Origin of the sequence: Pseudescherichia sp. (assembly GCF_031998825.1) — a bacterium.
In the GTDB taxonomy this organism is placed as follows: domain Bacteria; phylum Pseudomonadota; class Gammaproteobacteria; order Enterobacterales; family Enterobacteriaceae; genus Pseudescherichia.
The window spans coordinates 23477-43946 of the sequence record NZ_DAMACX010000006.1; the positions used below are offsets into that span (position 1 = coordinate 23477).

A 20470-nucleotide genomic window follows, 5' to 3' on the forward strand; every position below is an offset into this window, starting at 1 on the left:
CTGATGGGGTCATTGCCCGGCAGCCCATGCCGCCGGGCGTCTGGGTTACTGCCCGGAAGATTTCACCGGCGTATCCGGCTTCTTATCGTTACCGGCGATAAACGGGCTCCACGGCTGGGCCCGAACCGGCTGCTCGGTCTGCCAGACGACGTTGAACTGGCCGTTGTCTTCGATCTCGCCGATCATCACCGGCTTGTGCAGGTGATGGTTGGTCTGATCCATGGTCAGGGTGAAGCCGTCCGGCGCTTTATAGGTCTGCCCGGCCATCGCCGCGCGCACTTTATCTACGTCGGTGGTGCCCGCTTTCTCTACCGCCTGGGCCCACATATGCAGCCCGACGTAGGTCGCCTCCATCGGATCGTTGGTTACAACGGTGTCGGCGTTTGGCAGGTTATGCGCTTTGGCATAGGCCTTGTAGTCGGCAACAAATTTGGCGTTGGTTGGGTTATCTACGGACTGGAAGTAGTTCCATGCCGCCAGGTGGCCCACCAGCGGCTTGGTGTCGATCCCGCGCAGCTCCTCTTCACCCACCGAGAAGGCCACGACCGGCACGTCGGTAGCCTTGATACTCTGGTTAGCCAGCTCCTTATAGAACGGCACGTTGGAGTCGCCGTTAATGGTCGAGACCACGGCGGTTTTGCCCCCGGCGGCGAACTTCTTAATATTGGCGACGATGGTCTGGTAGTCACTGTGGCCGAATGGGGTGTAGACCTCGTCGATATCTTTATCCTGTACGCCTTTGCTGTGCAGGAAGGCACGCAGGATCTTATTGGTGGTACGCGGGTAGACATAGTCGGTGCCGAGCAGGAAGAAGCGTTTAGCGCTGCCGCCGTCCTCGCTCATCAGGTACTCTACCGCCGGGATCGCCTGCTGATTCGGGGCCGCACCGGTATAGAAGACGTTCGGCGACATCTCTTCGCCCTCGTACTGCACCGGGTAGAAGAGCAGGCCGTTCAGCTCTTCGAATACCGGCAGCACCGATTTGCGCGACACCGATGTCCAGCAGCCAAACACCGCCGCGACCTTATCCTGAGAGATCAGCTGGCGGGCTTTCTCGGCGAACAGCGGCCAGTTAGAGGCGGGATCGACCACCACCGGCTCCAGCTTTTTCCCCAGCACGCCGCCGTTGGCGTTGATCTCATCGATGGTCATCAGCGCGACGTTTTTCAGCGGCGTCTCGGAGATCGCCATGGTGCCAGAGAGCGAGTGCATAATGCCGACCTTGATGGTATCGGTGGCCCAGGCTTGCCAGGAGATCCCCATGCCGACCATGGTGGCGGAGAGGGCAAAGGCTTTAATTAACGAACGTCTTTTCATCATCAACCCCTAAAAGTGTAAGAGAATCATTGCGTTATATCTGGGATGAAACCGGCGCTAGCCGCGATTGCTGAAGCCTGTGTAGTGTGATTTTTCTGACCACCGCTTTGCTCTGTAATATGTGGTCGGTCAGGATCCGCTGCGCCTCCTCTGTCTGCTGTGTCAAAATGGCGCGTAGCACACGCCCGTGTTCTTGATAGGTCGCCGCCACCCGATCTTCACGCGTAAAGTCGAGATGGCGAATAATGCGTATCTTCTCCGTCAGGTCGACGTGAACTCGCGCCATCTCGCCGTTGCCCGTTGCCGCCACCAGCGCGGTGTGGAACTGCTCGTCATGGGGCGAGACCGCCAGCCCGTCTTCCAGCGGCGGGGCATCGACCCAAAACGCAATTAGCGGGGCGAGATGCTCGGCGCAGGTGCCGGGGGGCATGCCGCACAGGCGGCGAACCGCCTCGCGCTCCAGTACGATCCGCAGATCGTACAGCGCCTCGAACCAGGCGAAATCGAACGGCTTCACCTGCCAGCCGCTGCGCGAGGCCACCTCGACGTAACCCTCGTGCTCCAGCCAGTAGAGCGCCTGGCGCACCGGGGTTCGGCTGGCAGCCATCCGTCCGGCAACCTCGCTCTCGCTAAAGCGATCCCCCGGCATCAGCTGAAATGTGAAAATCTCATTCTTCAGCGCGCGATAGATGCGCTCCGCCAGACCCGGCTTGCCGCTCATGCTCACGGCTCAAGCCACAGCAGGGCATCGCCAGGCGTTACCGGACGGCCCGGCTGACAGCTGATGCGCTTGATGCGGCCCGCCAGCGGGGCGTGGATCGCCAGCTCCATCTTCATCGCCTCGACAATCACCAGCGGCTGGCCTGCGATAACCTCATCGCCTGCCTGGACCAGCACCTTCCAGATGTTGCCGTTCATGTCGGCGTTCACCGCCAGCGCGCCGTCGTCCACCGCGTCGACTATGGGCAGGACAATCTCTTCGGGCTGGGCCTGCTCATCCAGCTGCCAGCGGGCAACCTCCACGCTAAAGGCGGCGGCCTGACGCTCGCGGAACTGGGCAATCTCAGGCGCGTTCTGCGCAAGGAAACGCAGATGCTCGGCGTAGTCGAAAACCGTCTCCTCGATACGGATAGTGGCCCGGCCTTCGCGGAAATCATCCCGCAGGCGATCCAGCTCCTCCTCGCTGACCGGGTAGAAACGAACCTGGTCAAAGAAGCGCAATAGCCACGGCTCATCCTGTTTGAACTGGCTGTTTTTCAGGAACTTGTTCCAGATAGGCAGGGTGCGGCCCACCAGCTGGTAGCCGCCGGGCGAGTCCATGCCGTAGATGCACATATACATCCCGCCGATGCCTACCGTGCCTTCGGCGGTGAAGGTGCGCGCCGGGTTATATTTCGAACTCAGCAGACGGTGGCGAGGATCCACCGGAACGGCGCAGGGCGCGCCCAGATAGACGTCGCCGAGACCGAGGATCAGGTAGCTGGCGTCAAAAATCGTGTCGCGCACCGCGTTACGATCCTCCAGGCCGTTAATGCGCTGGATAAAGTCAACGTTGTTCGGCAGCCACGGGGCGCTGGCCCGCACCGTATCCTGGTAGCGGCTGACCGCCCCAAGGGTGGCGCTGTCCTCAAAGGCCATCGGCATCCAGACGATACGCGACGGCACCTTCATGTCGCTGACGTCTCCCAGACGGCTCTCAATCTCCAGCAGCATGCTCACCAGCGACGACTGGTCGATCGCCAGGCTGTCGTAGCGGATCTGCAGCGAGCGCACGCCGGGGGAGAGCTCTTTAATCCCCGGATGGGCCAGCGCCTGAAGCTGCTCCATCAGCAGGCTGACGCGCAGGCGCAGGGCCAGATCGAGGACGTTCTCGCCATACTCAATCAGGATGTAGTTATCACCCGCCTGGCGATAGCAGATGGCGGGTGTTGTGCCGCTGGCTGGAATAGAGACCAGCGCGGCGGCGGAGATCCCGTCGCGATCCGCCAGCGACGGGGTAGCAAACGCGGGCAGCATTTCGGCCGGCTCCAGCGTCTCGACGATGCGGTGCTGGGTCTTCTCCAGGGCTACCGCCTCCTCAACGCTAATCGGGTAGAAGCGCAGGCGATCCCCAGGTTTCACCTGGCCTACTTTCCACAGCTCCGCTTTGGCGATGGTCACCGGGCAGACAAAACCGCCAAGGCTCGGGCCGTCGCGGGTGAGGATCACCGGGAAGTCGCCGGTAAAGTTGATCGCGCCGATTGCGTACTCGCAGTCGTGGACGTTGGACGGATGCAGGCCCGCCTCACCGCCGTCGGGCCGGGTCCAGGAGGGTTTCGGTCCGGTAAGACGTACGCCCAGACGGTTAGAGTTGTAGTGCCCCTGCCACTCGCTGGCGAAGAACTCGTCTATTGATTCCTGGGTGAAGAAATCCGGCGCGCCGTGCGGCCCGTAGAGCACGCCAATGTGCCAGCTCTCCCCATACTCCGGGATCAGCCCGGCGGCCAGCGGCTGCGGATCCCGCTCCGGTGCAGGCGTAGTGCAGGCGGCCAGCTCGGGGCGGGAGACAGGCAGCAAATCGGCCACCTTCAGCGTGCGTCCGGCGTGGCCGCCAAACTGGCCGAGGGCGAAGGTCGCGCGGCTACCGAGATAGCAGGGCACGTCGATACCGTTGCGCACAGCGAGATAAGTGCGGCAGCCGGACTGGGCGCGGCCCAGGACCAGCGTCTGCCCGGCCTTCACCGCGACCGGCTGCCAGTACGCGACCGGCTGGCCATCAAGCTGTGCCTGACAGTCCGCCCCGGTCAGGGCGATAGTGGTATCGCTGTGGAACAGCAGCGTCGGGCCTTGCAGGGTAAACTCCAGCCCGGCGGCGGCGGCGTGGTTGCCCACGATGCGGTTAGCCAGGCGGAAGGCAAAATCGTCCATCGGGCCGGAGGGCGGAACGCCGACGTCCCAGTAGCCCGGACGACCGGGGTAGTCCTGAACGCTGCTCCATGTGCCAGGCTGCAATACCTCAATGGCCCCCGTGGCGGGGGTAAAGGTATCGAGCATCCGCGTCCAGACGCTGCCCTCAACAAAGGCCTCGCTGGCAACGATCTGCCGCAGATAGTCGAGGTTAGTGGCGATGCCGTGCAGCTGAGTGGCGTCCAGCGCCTCGCGCAGCGTGAGCAGGGCCTCCTCGCGCGTATCAGCGTGGACGATCAGCTTGGCGATCATCGGATCGTAGAAGGCGGAGACCTCGCTGCCGGTGATTACGCCGCTGTCGACGCGCACGTTCTCCGGGAAGCTAACGTGGGTCAGTGCGCCAGGGCTTGGCTGGAAATTCTTTAGCGGGTTTTCGGCATACAGCCGCACCTCAATCGCCGCACCCTGCGGTGGGCGCTGGAGCCGCGCCCAGTCGATGGTATCTCCGGCAGCAACGCGCAGCATGCACTCCACCAGATCGAGACCGGTCACGGACTCGGTGACCGGATGCTCCACCTGGAGGCGGGTGTTGACCTCCAGGAAGTAGAACGCATCCTTCGCGGCGTCGTAGATATACTCTACCGTGCCCGCGCTGCGGTAGTTCACCAGCTTGCCCAGCTCAACGGCGGAGGCTAACAGCGCGGCGCGGGTGGATTCCGGTAATCCCGGCGCAGGGGTCTCTTCTACAACCTTCTGATTGCGGCGTTGCAGGGAGCAGTCACGCTCGCCGAGCGCCACGACGTTGCCCAAGCCGTCGCCGAAAATCTGCACCTCGACGTGGCGGGCGCGATCGATGCAGCGTTCTATAAATACCCCCGCGTCGCTGAAGAACTGCTCGCCCAGACGGCGGACGCTCTCCCACGCCTGCCGTAACGCCTCGGCGTCGGCGCAGCGGGTCAAACCGATCCCACCACCCCCCGCGGTGCTTTTTAGCATTACCGGGTAGCCAATCTCCTGTGCGGCCAGCAGCGCCTCGTCGAGAGTATTCAGCAGGCCGGTGCCCGGCGTCATCGGCACGCCAGCCTGGGCGGCCAGCTCGCGCGCCCGATGCTTGAGGCCAAACTCGCCAATCTGCTGCGCCGTCGGGCCAACAAAGACAATGCCCGCCTGCTCGCAGGCGTCGGCAAAGGCCAGGCTCTCTGAGAGAAAGCCGTAGCCGGGCCAGATAGCCTGGGCGCCGCTTTGCTTCGCGGCATCGATAATGCTGTCGATGCGCAGATAGCTGTCGCTGGCCTTCTCACCACCCAGCGGCAGGGCAACATCCGCCGCCTTGACGTGCTCGGCGTTTTTATCCGCGTCGGAGTAGACGGCGATGCTCACGATCCCCAGACGCCGCAGGGTGCGGATGGCGCGGCAGGCGATTTCGCCCCGGTTGGCAATCAGTACGCGATCAAACATGCTGGGTCTCCTTGCTGGCGAGCCAGTGCCGCCAGCCTTTGTAAGCCGTAATGTCCTGCGCGTCGCCAAGCGCCGCACCCTCACAGATAAAGCCTTTCACCCAACGGCCATCCGCCAGCTGCAGGGAGCCGATCCCCAGCGGGGCCGGGATCTCAGCGACAAACTCACCGAAGCGCGCCAGCGGGATATCCCACAGCTCGACCTGAATGGATTCGCCGCTGCTGGCTCGGGCCAGACCCGGTTTCGCCGGCTGGGTATTGGCCAGGGCATAGAGGCGGTAGCAGGCCGCGGTTTCGCTGGTCTCGACAAACACTGCGTGGCGGTTAATCAGCTGGTGGTTAAGCGGCATGCCGCGCAGATGCGCCCCGACCACCGCGATACGCACGTGATCCTGGGAGAGGGGCAGCGCCGTTTCGCCTGCGGGGAGCCGGTTGCCGGTTGCCCCCAAAGTCAGGCCGCTCTGCTGCTGCCAGCGGATGCCGAAGCTGGCGAGGGCGCGATCGTGCCAGGCGGGGGCAAGCAGAGTGATCCCGGCAGGCAGGCCGTCGGCGCGGAACGGTGCGGGCAGGGCCAGGGCGCTGAGATCCGCCAGGTTGGTAAAGTTGGTATAGGTGCCAAACTCCGAGTTGTAGCGGACCGGCTCCTGCTGCATCTCCTCTTTAGTGCGGATGGTCGGCGAGGTAGGCACGACGAGCGCGTCGACCTCGGCAAGCGTCTGCTGAATTTCACGGGCAAGCTCGGCGCGCAGGTACTCGGCCATGTACGCCTCCACCGCGCTGTAGCGACTGCCTCCGGCGACGATCTGATACACCGTCGGATCCATCTCCTCCGGGCGGTTGATTATCTCGCCTACGGCAGCGGTACGTTCGGCAACCCACGGCCCCTGATAGAGCTGGGCGGCCAGTTCGGCGAACGGGGTGAAGTCGATGGTTTTCAGCGTTACGCCACAGACGCGCAGCTGCTCAAGAGCGCGCTCCCACGCCTCTTCGGCCTGGGCGTCGCCAAAGAATTGCAGCGTGTCGGGAACGGCAAACACCGGGCGATCCGGCAGCGCGGCGGGGGCGGTGGCCGGTGCGCGGCGGGAGTAAGCGTCGCGGGCGTCATAGCCTGCCGCTGCGTCGGCGATAGTCCATGCGTCGCTGACCGTCAGGGCAAACACCGACACGGTATCGTTAAGGCGGCAGGCCGGAACCACGCCGCGGGCGGAGAACCAGCCTTTGGTGGGCTTCAGCCCAACGATGTTATTAAATCCGGCGGGCACCCGGCCGGAGCCAGCGGTGTCGGTGCCGAGGGAGAAGGGCACCAGGCCGCGCGCCACCACTGACGCCGAGCCGGAGCTGGAGCCGCCGCTGACGTAGGCCGGGTTGAAGCTATTGCTCACCGCTCCCCACGGAGAGCGCGTGCCCACCAGACCGGTAGCAAACTGATCGAGATTGGTTTTGCCAATAACAATCGCTCCGGCGGCTTTAAGCTGCGCAACCGTGGTCGCGTCCTGCTCGGCGATATAGCGAAAGGCCGGGCAGGCCGCGGTGGTGGGAAATCCGGCCGCATCGATATTGTCTTTGACGGCAAAGGGGATGCCATACAGCGGCAGCGACGCCGGATCCTGTTGATAGCGAGGCGTTAACGCTGCCAGCTGGGCAGCAATTTGTTCAGGTGTGGCGAGGGTAATCCATGCATTGTCATCGGCAGAGAGGGTTGCCAGGTGCGCCGTCAGCAGAGATAAAACGTCGCCGCGCTGCTGCTGGATCTGCTGCTGCCACCCGCTCAGGGTCTGGCCGGTCATTATTGTCATAGTGAGCAATTCCATCTGGTATACAAGATGGAATTCAAATAGCAAGCGGCGTGCCAGTTTTTAATCTATTGTTTAATAATAATATTTTAATAATGTGCAGCTAGCGTGGAGCGGCGGCTGCACTCGGTCTGCGCAGCGTTGAGCAAAAAAGGTGCGCCCCGTCACAGCGCAGCGAACAAGCTAATGCGAAGGGATGATGTTACATAAATGACTGAATTTGCTAAGATGCTTTAATAAGGTGCAACGCGTGGGGTAGGTATGAAAAAATTAATGATGCTGGCAGCCGTTGCGGCAGTGCTTGCTGGGTGCGATGACGGCAAAGCGCCGGTTTCGTTTACACCAGAGATGGCCAGTTTCTCCAATGAGTTTGACTTTGACCCACTGCGTGGCCCGGTGAAAGACTTTAGCCAGACGCTGCTCAATGACAAGGGGGAAGTATCCAAGCGCGTGACCGGCACGCTCTCGCAGGAGGGATGCTTTGATACGCTGGAGCTTCACGACGTAGATAACAACACCGGCTTAGCGCTGGTGCTGAACGCCAACTTTTACGTCGATGCCGTGACCCATGAGAAGCGCCTGCGTTTACAGGGTAAATGCCAGCTGGCAGAGTTCCCGTCGGCGGGCGTGACCTGGGATACGGATGAGAAGGGCTTTGTGGTGCTTGCCCGCGGCAAGGAGCTGCAGATCAACTACCAGTACGATGCGGAAGGCTACCCGCTCGGCAAATCGACCACCAGCAAGGAGATGCATCTGTCCGTGGAATCAACGCCCTCATCGGACAGACGCAAGAAGCTCGACTACACCGGCGTCAGCACGCTAAACGATAAACCTATCGGCAGCGTGAAGCAGGCCTGTGAATACGATCGCCACGACAACCCGGTGAGCTGCACGCTGACCATCGTTGATGAAAGCGTAACCCCAGCCGTTGAGCATCAGTATGCGATCAAAAACACCATCGCCTACTACTAGGCTTACTGTCCGATCGGCCGCCCGGTGCGGCGATCGAGGCAGCGCAGGGTATTCTCTTCCCAGTAGGCGTTAACGTTAGCGCTCTTCTGGCAGTTATCGCGGGCATCAAAGGCCACATCGCTCTTATCAAACTCTTTTTCCACGCGGGTGTTCACCTTGTTGCGCAGGCTGCGGGTATCATTCCACTGCTCTTTTTCCATTGCAGCCTGCTGGCGGCTCTGGGCGCTGTCGCCGGACTCAATGATAAGCTTATTGGTATCGGCATTGGCTGCGGAACTCATCATGCCAGCACCCAGCGTCAGCATAGCCGCCAGGCAGAGGCGTTTACTAAAGGTCATGTTCATTGTTATTCCTCGGTTCGCCAGGGAGGACGTGGCTCATTACTCACGCTATTCTACACCATTCTTCTTAGCCGATATAAGGCCGTCATCTTTAATGTTTAATATCGCCATTCTCAATACCACGCTGCTCTTTTTCATTACCGCGCTGTGCGAAATTCTCGGCTGTTTCCTGCCCTGGCTGTGGCTAAAGCGGGGTGCCAGTCCGCTGCTGCTGATCCCGGCCGGGCTGGCGCTGGCGGCCTTTGTCTGGCTGTTGACCCTACACCCGGCGGCCAGCGGGCGCGTTTACGCCGCCTACGGCGGGGTTTATGTCTGCACCGCGCTGATCTGGCTGCGGGTCGTGGATGGCGTCAAGCTCAGCGTTTACGACTGGCTCGGGGCGCTGGTGGCGCTCTGTGGGATGCTGATTATCGTGGCAGGATGGGGGCGCGCATAGCGCCTTTTTTTGTGATCCAGCGAAGGTTTCTTGATCATCATACTTGTATGGTAGTAGTTCAGTTGCGTAGATTCTCTACATCACAACCGAGATGTAAAGGATCAGAAGATGAAGATTGTAGGGGCTGAAGTATTTGTTACCTGTCCGGGGCGCAATTTTGTCACCCTCAAAATTACCACCGACGAGGGGATTGTCGGTCTGGGCGATGCCACGCTAAACGGACGCGAGCTCTCCGTGGCCTCCTATCTGAAGGATCACCTCTGCCCGCAGCTGATTGGCCGCGATGCCCATCGCATCGAAGATATCTGGCAGTTCTTCTATAAAGGCGCTTACTGGCGTCGTGGTCCGGTCACCATGTCCGCTATCTCGGCTATCGACATGGCGCTGTGGGACATCAAAGCCAAAGCTGCCAACATGCCGCTCTATCAGCTGCTGGGCGGCGCCTCCCGGGAAGGGGTGATGGTCTACTGCCACACCACCGGCCACAGCATTGATGACGTGCTGGAAGATTACGCCCGCCATAAAGAGATGGGCTTCAAAGCCATTCGCGTTCAGTGCGGCGTGCCGGGAATGAAAACCACCTACGGCATGTCTAAAGGTAAAGGACTAGCCTACGAACCTGCCACCAAAGGCCAGTGGCCGGAAGAGCAGCTCTGGTCAACGGAGAAGTATCTCGACTTCACGCCGAAGCTGTTTGACGCGGTGCGCAGCAAGTTTGGCTTTAACGAACACCTGCTGCACGACATGCATCATCGCCTGACGCCAATTGAGGCGGCGCGCTTCGGCAAGAGCATTGAAGAGTTCCGCATGTTCTGGATGGAGGATCCGACTCCGGCCGAGAACCAAGAGTGCTTCCGCCTGATCCGCCAGCACACGGTGACCCCGATTGCCGTAGGTGAGGTCTTCAACAGCATCTGGGACTGTAAGCAGCTGATCGAAGAGCAGCTGATTGACTACATCCGTACCACTATTACCCACGCGGGCGGCATCACCGGCATGCGCCGTATTGCCGACTTCGCCTCGCTCTATCAGGTGCGTACTGGCTCTCACGGCCCGTCGGATCTCTCGCCGATCTGCCACGCGGCGGCGCTGCACTTCGACCTGTGGGTACCGAACTTCGGCGTGCAGGAGTACATGGGTTACTCCGAGCAGATGCTCGAGGTCTTCCCGAACAGCTGGACCTTCGACAACGGCTATATGCACCCTGGCGAGAAGCCTGGCCTCGGCATTGAGTTTGACGAGAAGCTGGCGGCGAAATACCCCTACGATCCTGCCTATCTGCCGGTAGCCCGCCTCGAAGACGGCACGCTGTGGAACTGGTAAAGAGGAGTTGATGATGAAAAGCATTGTTATCCAGAAACCGAACGAGCTGGTCATTGAAGAGCGGCCGGTGCCGACGCCAGCCGCAGGGGAAGTGCGGGTCAAAATCAAACTTGCCGGGATCTGTGGTTCAGACAGCCACATCTATCGCGGGCATAACCCGTTTGCCAAATACCCACGGGTGATCGGCCATGAATTTTTCGGCGTCATCGACGCGGTGGGAGAGGGCGTTGACGAGGCGCGCCTGGGGCAGCGGGTCTCCGTTGATCCGGTGATCAGCTGCGGTCACTGCTATCCCTGCTCCGTCGGCAAACCCAACGTCTGTACCTCACTGGTGGTGCTCGGCGTCCATCGTGACGGTGGCTTTAGCGAGTACGCGGCGGTGCCGGCAAAGAACGCCTGGGTTATTCCCGACGCCATTCCGGATAAGCATGCCGTGATGGTAGAGCCGTTTACTATCGCCGCCCAGGTGACCGGGCATGTCAGCCCCACCGAGCAGGATGTAGCCCTGGTCTATGGCGCAGGCCCGATGGGTCTGACCACCGTCCAGGCGCTGAAGGGCGTGTACAACGTTAAGCAGGTCATTGTCACCGATCGCATCGAAGAGCGGCTGGCGATGGCGGAAAAAAGCGGCGCGGACTGGACGATCAATAACGGTAAAACGTCGCTGCAGGAGGCGCTGGAAGAGAGGGGCGTTAAGCCAACGCTGATTATTGACGCGGCCTGCCATCCGTCGATTTTGCAGGAGGCGGTGAACCTGGCATCACCAGCGGCGCGCATTGTCATGATGGGTTTCTCAAGCGAGCCGAGCCAGATTGTTCAGCAGGGGATCACCGGCAAAGAGCTGTCGATCTTCTCCTCACGCCTGAACGCTAACAAATTCCCGGTCGTCATCGACTGGCTGGAGAAGGGGTTAATCGATCCAGATAAATTGATTACCCACGCTTTTGACTATCACCACGTCACAGACGCAATCGAACTGTTTGAAAAAGACCAGCGGCAGTGCTGCAAGGTTCTGCTCACGTTCGGGGAATAACAATTACTGCGATACGTGGTCCACATCTTACCCTGTAGAGATAGCCATTATGACTCAAGCACAACATGAAAGATCGACCTCAGACCTGGTGAAAGCGGCCGTCTCCGGCTGGCTCGGCACCGCGCTGGAATTTATGGACTTCCAGCTTTATTCCCTGGGGGCAGCGTTAGTATTCCATGAGATCTTCTTCCCGGAGCAGTCTGCCGCTATGGCGTTGATTCTGGCGATGGGGACCTACGGCGCAGGCTATATTGCCCGCATTGTTGGGGCATTTATCTTTGGCAAAATGGGCGACCGGGTTGGGCGTAAAAAGGTGCTGTTTATCACCATCACCATGATGGGGATCTGCACCACGTTAATCGGCGTTCTGCCAACCTATGCGCAGATCGGTATTTTTGCCCCGATCCTGCTGGTTACCCTGCGTATCGTTCAGGGGCTGGGCGCGGGCGCGGAGATCTCCGGCGCAGGCACCATGCTGGCTGAGTATGCCCCGAAAGGGAAGCGCGGCATTATCTCATCGCTGGTGGCGATGGGCACTAACTGTGGCACGCTGAGCGCCACGGCTATTTGGGCGGTAATGTTTTTCTTCCTCGATCGGGAAGAGCTGGTTGCCTGGGGCTGGCGTATTCCGTTCCTCGCGAGCGTGGTGGTGATGATCTTCGCTATCTGGCTGCGTATGAACCTCAAGGAGAGCCCGGTATTTGAGAAGGTCAGCGAAGGGGAAGCCCCTGCGCAAGCCAATCCGCAGGAGAGCTCTCTGGGCGCGATGTTTAAGAGCAAATCCTTCTGGCTGGCAACCGGTCTGCGCTTCGGCCAGGCAGGCAACTCGGGTCTGATTCAGACCTTCCTCGCCGGTTACCTGGTTCAGACTCTGCTCTTTAATAAAAGCATCCCCACCGATGCGCTGATGATTAGCTCTATCCTTGGGTTTATTACTATCCCGCTGCTGGGTTGGCTGTCGGATAAGTTCGGGCGTCGTCTGCCCTATATCCTGCTGAACATCTCGGCGATTATCCTCGCTTACCCGATGCTGTCGATTATCGTGGATAACAGCTACACCCCAGGCGTAATTATGATGTCGATCATCATCATCCATAACTTTGCCGTGCTGGGTCTGTTCGCCCTGGAAAATATCACCATGGCGGAGATGTTTGGTTCCCGTAACCGCTTTACCCGAATGGCGATTTCGAAAGAGGCGGGCGGTCTGGTGGCGGTCGGCTTTGGCCCGGTGCTGGCAGGTATCTTCTGTAACATGACCGGTTCCTGGTGGCCAATCGTGGCGATGATGATCTGCTACTCCCTGATCGGTCTGGTCTCTGCATTCCTGATGCCAGAAGTGCGCGACCGCGATCTGAGCACGCTGGAAGACGCCGCTGAGCCGCAGGTTAAACAGGGCTCACTGGGTAACCACAACGCCTATGCTGCGGCATCCTCTCGCCGTCATTAACAGGTATGACAATGTGGTCTGATAGCTTTTAAAAGATATCAGACCAATTAAGCAAAAGTTAATACAAATCAATATAAATGCCGTCGCTTCACGTATCTTTGTGGCAGACGGCATCTTTTCTCTACTGCCATTCTAGTCAGTGTAGTCAACCAATTAACGAGTCTTATCATGGAAAACCGGCTATTAGAAGCAAAAGCAACTCTTCCTCAGTACGATCGGTCAAAACTGGTTCCGCGTATCGTCCATTTAGGTTTTGGTGCATTTCACCGCGCCCATCAGGGCGTCTACACGGACATCCTGGCGGCAGAGCATAACAGTGACTGGGGATACTGCGAGGTCAACCTGATCGGCGGCGAGCAGCAGATCGCCGATCTTAAGCAGCAGGATAACCTCTACACCGTGGCGGAGATGTCCGCTGACGCCTGGACGGCGCGCGTCGTCGGGGTGGTAAAACGCGCGCTCCACGCTCAGGTCGACGGTCTGGAAACCGTCTTTGCCGCGCTGTGTGAGCCGCAGGTGGCGATTGTCTCTTTAACCATTACCGAGAAGGGCTACTGCCACGCGCCCGCCACCGGGGAGCTGATGCTCGATCACCCGCTGATCGTCGCCGATCTGCAAAACCCGCAGCAGCCAAAATCTGCGCCGGGCGTTATCGTTGAAGCGCTGGCCCGCCGTAAAGCTGCCGGTCTGCCGGCCTTTACCGTGATGTCCTGCGATAACATGCCGGAAAACGGCCACGTGGTGCGCAACGTAGTCTGCGCCTACGCTCGGGCAGTGAATGCGGAACTGGGCGACTGGATCGCGCAGCACGTCACCTTCCCGTCAACCATGGTGGATCGCATTGTTCCGGCCGTTACGGCCGATACGCTGGATAAGATTGAACAGCTGACCGGGGTACGCGATCCGGCGGGTGTGGCCTGCGAGCCGTTTCGCCAGTGGGTTGTAGAGGATAGCTTCGTTGCCGGCCGTCCTGAATGGGAAAAAGCGGGCGCGGAGCTGGTTGCCGACGTGGTGCCGTTCGAAGAGATGAAGCTGCGAATGCTCAACGGCAGCCACTCGTTCCTTGCGTACCTTGGCTATCTGGCCGGTTACCAGCACATCAACGAGTGTATGGAGGACAAAAACTATCGCCGCGCCGCTCACGCGCTGATGTTAAACGAGCAGGCACCGACCCTGAAGGTGAAGGGCGTCGATCTGGCTCACTATGCGGATCTGCTCATTGCCCGCTACAGCAACCCGGCGCTGCGCCACCGCACATGGCAGATTGCCATGGACGGTAGCCAGAAGCTGCCCCAGCGGATGCTGGACTCCGTGCGCTGGCATCTGGTGCACAACAGCGATTTCTCACTGCTGGCTTTGGGCGTGGCGGGCTGGATGCGCTACGTCGGCGGCGTGGATGAACAGGGGCAGGCGATTGAGATCAGCGATCCGCTGCTGCCAACCATTCAGCAGGCAGTTAACGGCAGTGAAGAGAGGGAATCCCGCGTCTTAGCGCTGCTGGGCATTGAAGGGATCTTTGGCAAGGAGCTGCCGCAGGAGCGGGCTTTCGTGGATCAGGTGCAGCAGGCCTATCAGCAGCTGCTGGCGCAGGGGGCGAAAGCCACCGTGGCGCAGTACGTTCAGCGTTAAGCAATAAAAATGCCGCCATCAAGGCGGCATTTTCGATTCATATTCCCGGTTCGCGCGCTTTTACTCTTCGCTAAACCAGTCGCTGTTCTCCTGGCGGATCAGCTGTACCGTCTCGCCGATCTCCTCCAGATGCGCGGTCATCGCTCTATCCACGCCCTCGACATCGCGCTTTGCCAGCGCATCAAAGATAGCCTGATGCTGGCGCAGCAGCTTCTCGGGCGGGGAAACGTGATCGAGACTCATATAGCGTACCCGGTCAATGGTGGCCTTGATGTTCTCCACCGTATCCCACGCCAGCTGGCAGTCGGCAATCAGCGCCAGCTTCTGGTGAAACTCATCGTCAAGCTGGAAGAAGTCATCAAGCTGCTTGTGGTCGATAGCGATCCGCTGCTGGTGCAGATTCTGCTCCAGCTGATAGCGCTGACCGTCGGTGATCAGCGTCGCGGCCCGGCGAGCCACGGCGCACTCAATCGCCTGGCGAACAAAGCAGCCGTTGCGGACTTGGGTCATGGAGATCTTATTCACGTAGCTGCCGCGCTGGGGACGGATCTGAATCAGACCGTTCTCCGCCAGCTTAATGAAGGCCTCACGAACCGGCTGGCGCGAGACGTCAAACCGCACCGACACCTCTTTCTCCGACAGCGGCGTGCCGGGAGGGATCAGGCAATGTACGATATCCTGACGCAGGATACGGTAAATTTGCTGATTGACGGGCAATACAGGATTAAGGTGGGTTTCGACGGCCATGCGCTCATACTTAATAAAATAGTGACTGGCCTACCATACCATCTATTTGATCTGCATCCCATACCCGGCCCGCAGGCCGGGAGGGAAATATCAACCGCGGTGCACGCTCAGGCCAGCCCATGTCTGGCTAACCGGCATCATCTCAAGGGTGTTGATGTTAACGTGCTTCGGCAGGGTCGCTACCCACCAGACGGCTTCACACACATCTTCTGCGCTCAACGCGTTGGTATTCTCGTAGGTTTTGCCAGCTTTGTCGTCGTCGCCTTTGAAGCGTACGTTGGAAAACTCCGTTCCGCCCACCAGACCCGGCTCAATGTTGGTGACGCGCACCGCCGTACCGTGCAGATCGGTACGCAGGTTGAGACTGAACTGCTGCACAAAGGCCTTTGTTGCACCATAGACGTTACCGCCCGCATAGGGCCAGCTGCCGGCCGTGGAGCCAATATTGATAATGTGGCCGCGGTTGCGCTCAACCATACCCGGCAGCACGGCGCGGGTCATGTAGACCAGCCCCTTGTTATTGGTGTCGATCATCGTCTCCCAGTCCTCTACGCTGGCCTTATGCGCAGGCTCGAGGCCCAGCGCCAGACCGGCGTTGTTGACCAGCACGTCAATGTCGCGCCATTCGGCAGGCAGGGAGGTGAGCGCCTGCTCGATAGCGGCGCGGTTGCGCACGTCTAATTGCAGGGTCAGAACGCTATCGCCCAGCTCATCCTTCAGGGTCTGCAGACGCTCCTGACGACGGCCGGTAGCAATCACTTTATGACCGTTCTCAACGAAACGGCGGGTGATGCTTTCGCCAAACCCTGCCGTTGCCCCGGTTACTAAAATAATCATCATTCTGTTCCTCAACGCTTTTTGTGTGTTATTACGATAGCATGGGTTAAGAGCCTGCGGTAAACGACAATGTTTAAGGAGTTGAAATGTCGCTAACAAATCCTTTATTAAGTGAAAGCACGCTGCCCTATCTGGCTCCGCGTTTTGATCTGATCGAAGATAGCCACTATCGCCCCGCCTTTGACGAAGGGGTACGGCAAAAACGCGCTGACGTCAGCGCCATCTCCCAGGCGACGACGGCAGCGGATTTTAATAACACTATTCTGGCGCTGGAGCAGAGCGGGCAGCTTCTGACTCGGGTTACCAGCATCTTTTTTGCTATGACCTCCGCCCACACTAATGACTATCTCCAGCAGCTTGATGAAGCCTTCTCCACGGAGCTGGCCGAGCTGGCGAACGATATCTATCTGGATGAGGCACTCTTCTCGCGTATCGATGCCGTCTGGCAGCAGCGCCATGCCCTCGGACTGGACGCAGAGTCCGTCCGGCTGACGGAGATCGTCCACCAGCGCTTTATTCTGGCGGGAGCAACCCTGGGTACCGCCGAGAAGCAGGCGCTGAAAAGTTTGAATACCGAGGCGGCGGCGCTCACCAGCCAGTTTAACCAGCACCTGCTGGCGGCGGGCAAGGCGGGTGGGCTGATCGTAGAAAGCGAGCGGCAGCTTGATGGCCTGAGTGAGGCGGAGAAAGCCCAGGCGCGGGCGGCGGCCGAGGAGCGGGACCTGCCGGGGCGCTGGCTTATCCCGCTGCTAAACACCACCCAGCAGCCAGCGCTGGCGGAATTGCGCGATCGCCAGACCCGGGAAAAACTCTTCAAAGCGGGCTGGTCGCGTACGGAAAAGGGCGATGAAAACGATACTCGCGCTATCGTGCTGCGCCTGGCCAAAATCCGCGCCGAGCAGGCCGCGCTGCTGGGTTTCCCTGACTATGCGGCATGGAAAACCGCTGACCAGATGGCGCAAACCCCCGCCGCAGCGCTGACGTTCATGCGTAATATCGTTCCGGCAGCGCGCGCCCGTGCGGAGCAGGAGCTGGCGGATATTCAGCAGGTGATTGATCAGCAGCAGGGCGGATTTAATGCCGAGGCGTGGGACTGGGCATGGTACGCCGAGCAGGTGCGCCGGGAGAAGTTTGCCCTCGATGACGCGCAGATTAAACCCTACTTTGTCCTCAATACCGTGCTGGTTGAGGGGGTGTTCTGGACTGCAAGCCAGCTGTTTGGCCTGACCTTTGTCGAGCGTTTCGATCTGCCGGTCTATCACCCGGACGTGCGCGTTTGGGAGATTTTTGACGCTGACGGCACCGGCATGGCGCTCTTCTACGGCGACTTCTACGCCCGCGACAGCAAAAGCGGCGGGGCATGGATGGGGAACTTCGTTGAGCAATCCGCGCTACAGGGAACCCGGCCGGTTATCTATAACGTCTGCAACTACCAGAAACCCACCGCAGGCGGCCCGGCACTGATTTCATGGGATGATGTCATCACGCTATTCCATGAGTTCGGCCACACCCTGCACGGTCTTTTTGCCAGCCAGCGCTACGCCACGCTCTCAGGCACCAATACGCCGCGTGATTTCGTCGAGTTCCCGTCGCAGATTAACGAGCACTGGGCCAGCCATCCTGACGTTTTCGCCCGCTATGCTCGCCACTATCAGACCGGAGAGCCCATGCCAACGGCGCTACAGGAGAAGATGCATCGGGCTGCGCTGTTCAACAAAGGTTACGACATGACGGAGCTACTGAGCGCCGCGCTGCTGGATATGAACTGGCATAGCCTGACATCACAAACCCCAGTGAGCGATGTTGCTGCCTTTGAAGCCGAGGTGCTTAAGCGGGAAGAGCTCGATCTTGCTGCCGTGCCGCCGCGCTATCGCAGCAGCTATTTCGCGCATATTTTCGGCGGGGGCTACGCTGCGGGCTACTACGCCTATATCTGGACGCAGATGCTGGCCGATGACGGTTACCAGTGGTTTGTGGAGCAGGGCGGATTGAACCGCGAAAACGGGCAGAAATTCCGTGAGGCGATTTTATCGCGCGGGAACAGCACTGATTTAGCTGAACTTTATCATTCCTGGCGTGGGCAAGCTCCAAAGATTGAACCGATGCTGGTGAATCGCGGGTTGAGCGCGTAGGGCGTATTTAGGTTGGAGACAGAACCGGGCGCGATGCCCGGTACCCAGTCGAGACCGCGAGCTCAAAGGAGACGCTAAGGCTCTTTTCGCCATTTCTTATAGGCCGAAATCAAGAGCAGGGGCAGCAGTATAACATGGACGATCGTTAACCCGAGTAGTATCCCGGCATTACCTGCATGATGGTCCCCTGTCGTTGAAAGTTGGTGAAAGTGCCCATAAATAAGCCCGGCAAATTCAATCGAAACCCACATCACGACTGCTGATTTGAATTCAAGCGAACGCCAGAAAGACACAATGGCAACGATCCCCAAAGCAATATCGGACATTCCCATTTCAAACTGAAAGGGGCTACTCTGCCAGCCAATGAATTCAGCTGCGGTTGCGGGCCATATCGTATGGTAAAGGCCTGCCCACAGGGATGTGACACCTATCGATAACAGTAGCAACCAGGATAAATAGCTCTCAGCAGAATTGCCGGACTTTCTCTTTTTTATCAATGGGATAATTAATGCGAGAATAAACATAAACAACGGAATATTAGTTACTATCAAGCGAATAAGGCTCGCAATCATAATGATTCCTCTCTTAAAAAATCATTACCCAACATGTGAATAGAGTAGTGAGTCAAGGAAGATCAGATTTTTTGTCGCATCGGTATATAATATTCTAAAACCTACCTTGCTCGTATCTAATGCAAATGGGTGATTGTAACGTCCGCCTCTGGCAAAATACGCCCCGATGAGTAACGCTGAAGTTTGGCCCGGCAATTAAGTGCGGTCCACACTCTTGAGCCTCCCACTTCCGTCCTTTCTGCTATCTCAGATCATTCAACTATACTGACTATTGCCGTTGAATACACCCCAATAAAACGTAAGAAATAATAATATTCTGTTTATCCGGGAGATAAGTAATGAAAATAACAAAGTTTGTTTATTCCGCTTTAATTGGCGTTGTCGCCAGCTGCCGGTCTATGACGCCGATGGCGGCCCTCGCTGCAGCACGCCTTGCCAGGCGCGACACACCGGGCAGCCTCATGCTGCTGGACCGTCCGTTATTCAAATATGGCGCGTTAGCGATGGGTGTAGGTGAGCTGTTTGGCGACAAGATGAAGTCAGCGCCAGACCGCACCGTGTTTTTGGGCTTGTCAGCACGGGTGGCCAGTGCAGGGATTGCGGGCGCCGCGTTGGCACCTGCGGGAGAAGAAAAAACCGGGGCAACGATCGCTATCTCTGCCGCTGTGCCACTTGCCTATGCCACACTTGCGGCACGCAAAAAAGCTATGGCAGAAATTGGGCAGACCAGAAGTGGCATAATTGAAGATACGCTCATCGTCGCTATCGGAGCAGCCGTTGTCTTCTTCGCAACACGGCCAAAACGTATTTAAACGTTTTTGCCGGTCAAGAAGTTAAGTAGGGCAGCAGTGTCAACCTTAGATATGGTAGTCGTGCGTCCTGTCTTTATTGCGTTAGTCTGTCTGCCTGGAAAGGACCACAACAAGAAGCTCTGTATGGAAATTATTTTAATGCGTCATGGAAAGCCCGCTTTTACAGGATCTGCGAAAGTAACGAGCCGTGAAATGTCCAACTGGATTGCAGAATATGATCTTTCTGATACAGGAGAAGATATACCGCCTGAGTCCAGTAACGCATTAGCATTCAGCGCATCGCGAATCATAAGTAGTCCTCTTCCCAGAGCACTTTCTTCCCTAAAAGCATTAGGGCTTGAACCGGATGTTATTGATGAGGTTTTCAGAGAAGCAGATCTGCCGGTATTTCACATGCCCGGTTTCAGGTTATCCCCGTCCGTATGGGCTGCTTTTTTCCGCGTCATGTGGTTATGCGGCATATCCCATAATGCGGAGCGCGTGAAAATAGCAAAGAAACGTGCTGTTCAGGCTACGAATATCCTCATAGCGTTTGCAAAAAGATCTGACGGCTCCGTGCTGCTTATGGGACACGGGGTAATGAATCGGCTAATTGCAAGGGAACTAAGGTCGTTGGGTTTCAAAAAATATTGTTGTCAGGGTAATGGTTACTGGAACGCGAGTATCTACAGGCTTCAGTAAGCAGATATCTTGAATACATATCCGGCGTCTGCAGGCATTGGCCTTAGCATCAGTT

Annotated in this window: 17 protein-coding genes; 9 read left to right on the forward strand and 8 right to left on the reverse strand. The window is 58.5% G+C overall.

Annotated features, from left to right (window positions below; all coding sequences use genetic code 11):
- Window positions 1-45: 45 nt before the first annotated feature.
- The 4 genes from urtA to atzF are packed head-to-tail and all read right to left on the reverse strand — an operon-like array spanning window position 46 to window position 7456.
- Window positions 46-1317 carry an urea ABC transporter substrate-binding protein gene (urtA, locus tag RTP97_RS04370; protein WP_312411255.1) on the reverse strand — a complete coding sequence of 424 codons (1272 nt, stop codon included), beginning with the start codon at window positions 1315-1317 and terminating at the stop codon, window positions 46-48.
- A 34-nt stretch (window positions 1318-1351) separates the two neighbouring features.
- Window positions 1352-2038 (reverse strand): GntR family transcriptional regulator, encoded by a 687-nt coding sequence (locus RTP97_RS04375; protein WP_312411256.1) that lies wholly within the window; start codon window positions 2036-2038, stop codon window positions 1352-1354.
- Window positions 2039-2040: 2 nt separating this feature from the next.
- The gene (gene uca, locus RTP97_RS04380) at window positions 2041-5661 is read right to left on the reverse strand and encodes an urea carboxylase (RefSeq protein ID WP_312411258.1); all 3621 of its coding nucleotides are present in this window, start codon (window positions 5659-5661) and stop codon (window positions 2041-2043) included.
- A complete protein-coding gene (gene atzF, locus RTP97_RS04385; RefSeq protein ID WP_312411261.1) occupies window positions 5654-7456 on the reverse strand; it encodes an allophanate hydrolase in 1803 nt (600 codons plus the stop codon). The genes uca and atzF overlap by 8 nt, the downstream gene beginning before the upstream one ends.
- A gap of 258 nt (window positions 7457-7714) precedes the next feature.
- On the opposite strand from atzF, the gene RTP97_RS04390 reads away from it, so the two are divergent.
- Entirely contained in the window at window positions 7715-8425 is a 711-nt protein-coding gene (locus RTP97_RS04390; RefSeq protein ID WP_312411264.1) for a YnfC family lipoprotein, read from the forward strand.
- A 2-nt stretch (window positions 8426-8427) separates the two neighbouring features.
- On the opposite strand, the gene RTP97_RS04395 is transcribed toward RTP97_RS04390, so the two are convergent.
- Window positions 8428-8769 carry a DUF1283 family protein gene (locus RTP97_RS04395; RefSeq protein WP_312411267.1) on the reverse strand — a complete coding sequence of 114 codons (342 nt, stop codon included), beginning with the start codon at window positions 8767-8769 and terminating at the stop codon, window positions 8428-8430.
- 91 nt (window positions 8770-8860) lie between these two features.
- Here RTP97_RS04395 and RTP97_RS04400 point away from each other — a divergent pair, with 91 nt between their 5' ends.
- From RTP97_RS04400 to RTP97_RS04420, 5 genes are all read left to right on the forward strand, one after another.
- Window positions 8861-9202, forward strand: coding sequence for a YnfA family protein (locus RTP97_RS04400; RefSeq protein ID WP_312411269.1), 342 nt, complete (start codon window positions 8861-8863; stop codon window positions 9200-9202).
- Between the two features lie 108 nt (window positions 9203-9310).
- On the forward strand, window positions 9311-10525 hold the full coding sequence (gene rspA / locus RTP97_RS04405; RefSeq protein ID WP_312411271.1) for a starvation-sensing protein RspA: 1215 nt from the start codon (window positions 9311-9313) through the stop codon (window positions 10523-10525).
- 13 nt (window positions 10526-10538) lie between these two features.
- Window positions 10539-11558 (forward strand): Zn-dependent oxidoreductase, encoded by a 1020-nt coding sequence (locus RTP97_RS04410; RefSeq protein ID WP_312411273.1) that lies wholly within the window; start codon window positions 10539-10541, stop codon window positions 11556-11558.
- Between the two features lie 49 nt (window positions 11559-11607).
- The gene (locus tag RTP97_RS04415) at window positions 11608-13005 is read left to right on the forward strand and encodes an MFS transporter (RefSeq protein WP_312210087.1); all 1398 of its coding nucleotides are present in this window, start codon (window positions 11608-11610) and stop codon (window positions 13003-13005) included.
- A 168-nt stretch (window positions 13006-13173) separates the two neighbouring features.
- Window positions 13174-14634 carry a mannitol dehydrogenase family protein gene (locus RTP97_RS04420; RefSeq protein ID WP_312411275.1) on the forward strand — a complete coding sequence of 487 codons (1461 nt, stop codon included), beginning with the start codon at window positions 13174-13176 and terminating at the stop codon, window positions 14632-14634.
- A gap of 60 nt (window positions 14635-14694) precedes the next feature.
- Here RTP97_RS04420 and RTP97_RS04425 read toward each other — a convergent pair whose 3' ends face one another.
- Entirely contained in the window at window positions 14695-15381 is a 687-nt protein-coding gene (locus tag RTP97_RS04425) for a GntR family transcriptional regulator (protein ID WP_312210084.1), read from the reverse strand.
- A 90-nt stretch (window positions 15382-15471) separates the two neighbouring features.
- Entirely contained in the window at window positions 15472-16218 is a 747-nt protein-coding gene (gene ydfG / locus RTP97_RS04430; RefSeq protein WP_312411278.1) for a bifunctional NADP-dependent 3-hydroxy acid dehydrogenase/3-hydroxypropionate dehydrogenase YdfG, read from the reverse strand.
- Between the two features lie 86 nt (window positions 16219-16304).
- Between ydfG and dcp the strand changes: the two genes are divergently transcribed.
- Complete coding sequence (dcp, locus tag RTP97_RS04435) at window positions 16305-18350, forward strand: peptidyl-dipeptidase Dcp (RefSeq protein ID WP_312411281.1); 2046 nt, start codon at window positions 16305-16307, stop codon at window positions 18348-18350.
- Between the two features lie 74 nt (window positions 18351-18424).
- On the opposite strand, the gene RTP97_RS04440 is transcribed toward dcp, so the two are convergent.
- Window positions 18425-18922 carry a DUF6790 family protein gene (locus RTP97_RS04440; protein ID WP_312411284.1) on the reverse strand — a complete coding sequence of 166 codons (498 nt, stop codon included), beginning with the start codon at window positions 18920-18922 and terminating at the stop codon, window positions 18425-18427.
- A 338-nt stretch (window positions 18923-19260) separates the two neighbouring features.
- On the opposite strand from RTP97_RS04440, the gene RTP97_RS04445 reads away from it, so the two are divergent.
- Together RTP97_RS04445 and RTP97_RS04450 are read left to right on the forward strand one after the other, a co-directional pair.
- Window positions 19261-19734, forward strand: a complete 474-nt coding sequence (locus RTP97_RS04445; protein ID WP_312411286.1) for a hypothetical protein — start codon at window positions 19261-19263, stop codon at window positions 19732-19734.
- Window positions 19735-19857: 123 nt separating this feature from the next.
- Entirely contained in the window at window positions 19858-20415 is a 558-nt protein-coding gene (locus RTP97_RS04450; RefSeq protein ID WP_312411288.1) for a histidine phosphatase family protein, read from the forward strand.
- Window positions 20416-20470 lie beyond the last annotated feature (55 nt).

Bases quoted from the DNA above. Each gene is read 5' to 3' on its own strand.
- atzF (WP_312411261.1), bottom strand. From the start codon at position 7,456: ATGACAATAATGACCGGCCAGACCCTGAGCGGGTGGCAGCAGCAGATC.
- uca (WP_312411258.1), bottom strand. From the start codon at position 5,661: ATGTTTGATCGCGTACTGATTGCCAACCGGGGCGAAATCGCCTGCCGC.
- urtA (WP_312411255.1), bottom strand. From the start codon at position 1,317: ATGAAAAGACGTTCGTTAATTAAAGCCTTTGCCCTCTCCGCCACCATG.
- RTP97_RS04440 (WP_312411284.1), bottom strand. From the start codon at position 18,922: ATGATTGCGAGCCTTATTCGCTTGATAGTAACTAATATTCCGTTGTTT.
- RTP97_RS04425 (WP_312210084.1), bottom strand. From the start codon at position 15,381: ATGGCCGTCGAAACCCACCTTAATCCTGTATTGCCCGTCAATCAGCAA.
- RTP97_RS04395 (WP_312411267.1), bottom strand. From the start codon at position 8,769: ATGAACATGACCTTTAGTAAACGCCTCTGCCTGGCGGCTATGCTGACG.
- RTP97_RS04415 (WP_312210087.1), top strand. From the start codon at position 11,608: ATGACTCAAGCACAACATGAAAGATCGACCTCAGACCTGGTGAAAGCG.
- RTP97_RS04420 (WP_312411275.1), top strand. From the start codon at position 13,174: ATGGAAAACCGGCTATTAGAAGCAAAAGCAACTCTTCCTCAGTACGAT.
- RTP97_RS04390 (WP_312411264.1), top strand. From the start codon at position 7,715: ATGAAAAAATTAATGATGCTGGCAGCCGTTGCGGCAGTGCTTGCTGGG.
- rspA (WP_312411271.1), top strand. From the start codon at position 9,311: ATGAAGATTGTAGGGGCTGAAGTATTTGTTACCTGTCCGGGGCGCAAT.
- RTP97_RS04400 (WP_312411269.1), top strand. From the start codon at position 8,861: ATGTTTAATATCGCCATTCTCAATACCACGCTGCTCTTTTTCATTACC.
- RTP97_RS04445 (WP_312411286.1), top strand. From the start codon at position 19,261: ATGAAAATAACAAAGTTTGTTTATTCCGCTTTAATTGGCGTTGTCGCC.
- RTP97_RS04410 (WP_312411273.1), top strand. From the start codon at position 10,539: ATGAAAAGCATTGTTATCCAGAAACCGAACGAGCTGGTCATTGAAGAG.
- RTP97_RS04375 (WP_312411256.1), bottom strand. From the start codon at position 2,038: ATGAGCGGCAAGCCGGGTCTGGCGGAGCGCATCTATCGCGCGCTGAAG.
- dcp (WP_312411281.1), top strand. From the start codon at position 16,305: ATGTCGCTAACAAATCCTTTATTAAGTGAAAGCACGCTGCCCTATCTG.
- ydfG (WP_312411278.1), bottom strand. From the start codon at position 16,218: ATGATTATTTTAGTAACCGGGGCAACGGCAGGGTTTGGCGAAAGCATC.
- RTP97_RS04450 (WP_312411288.1), top strand. From the start codon at position 19,858: ATGGAAATTATTTTAATGCGTCATGGAAAGCCCGCTTTTACAGGATCT.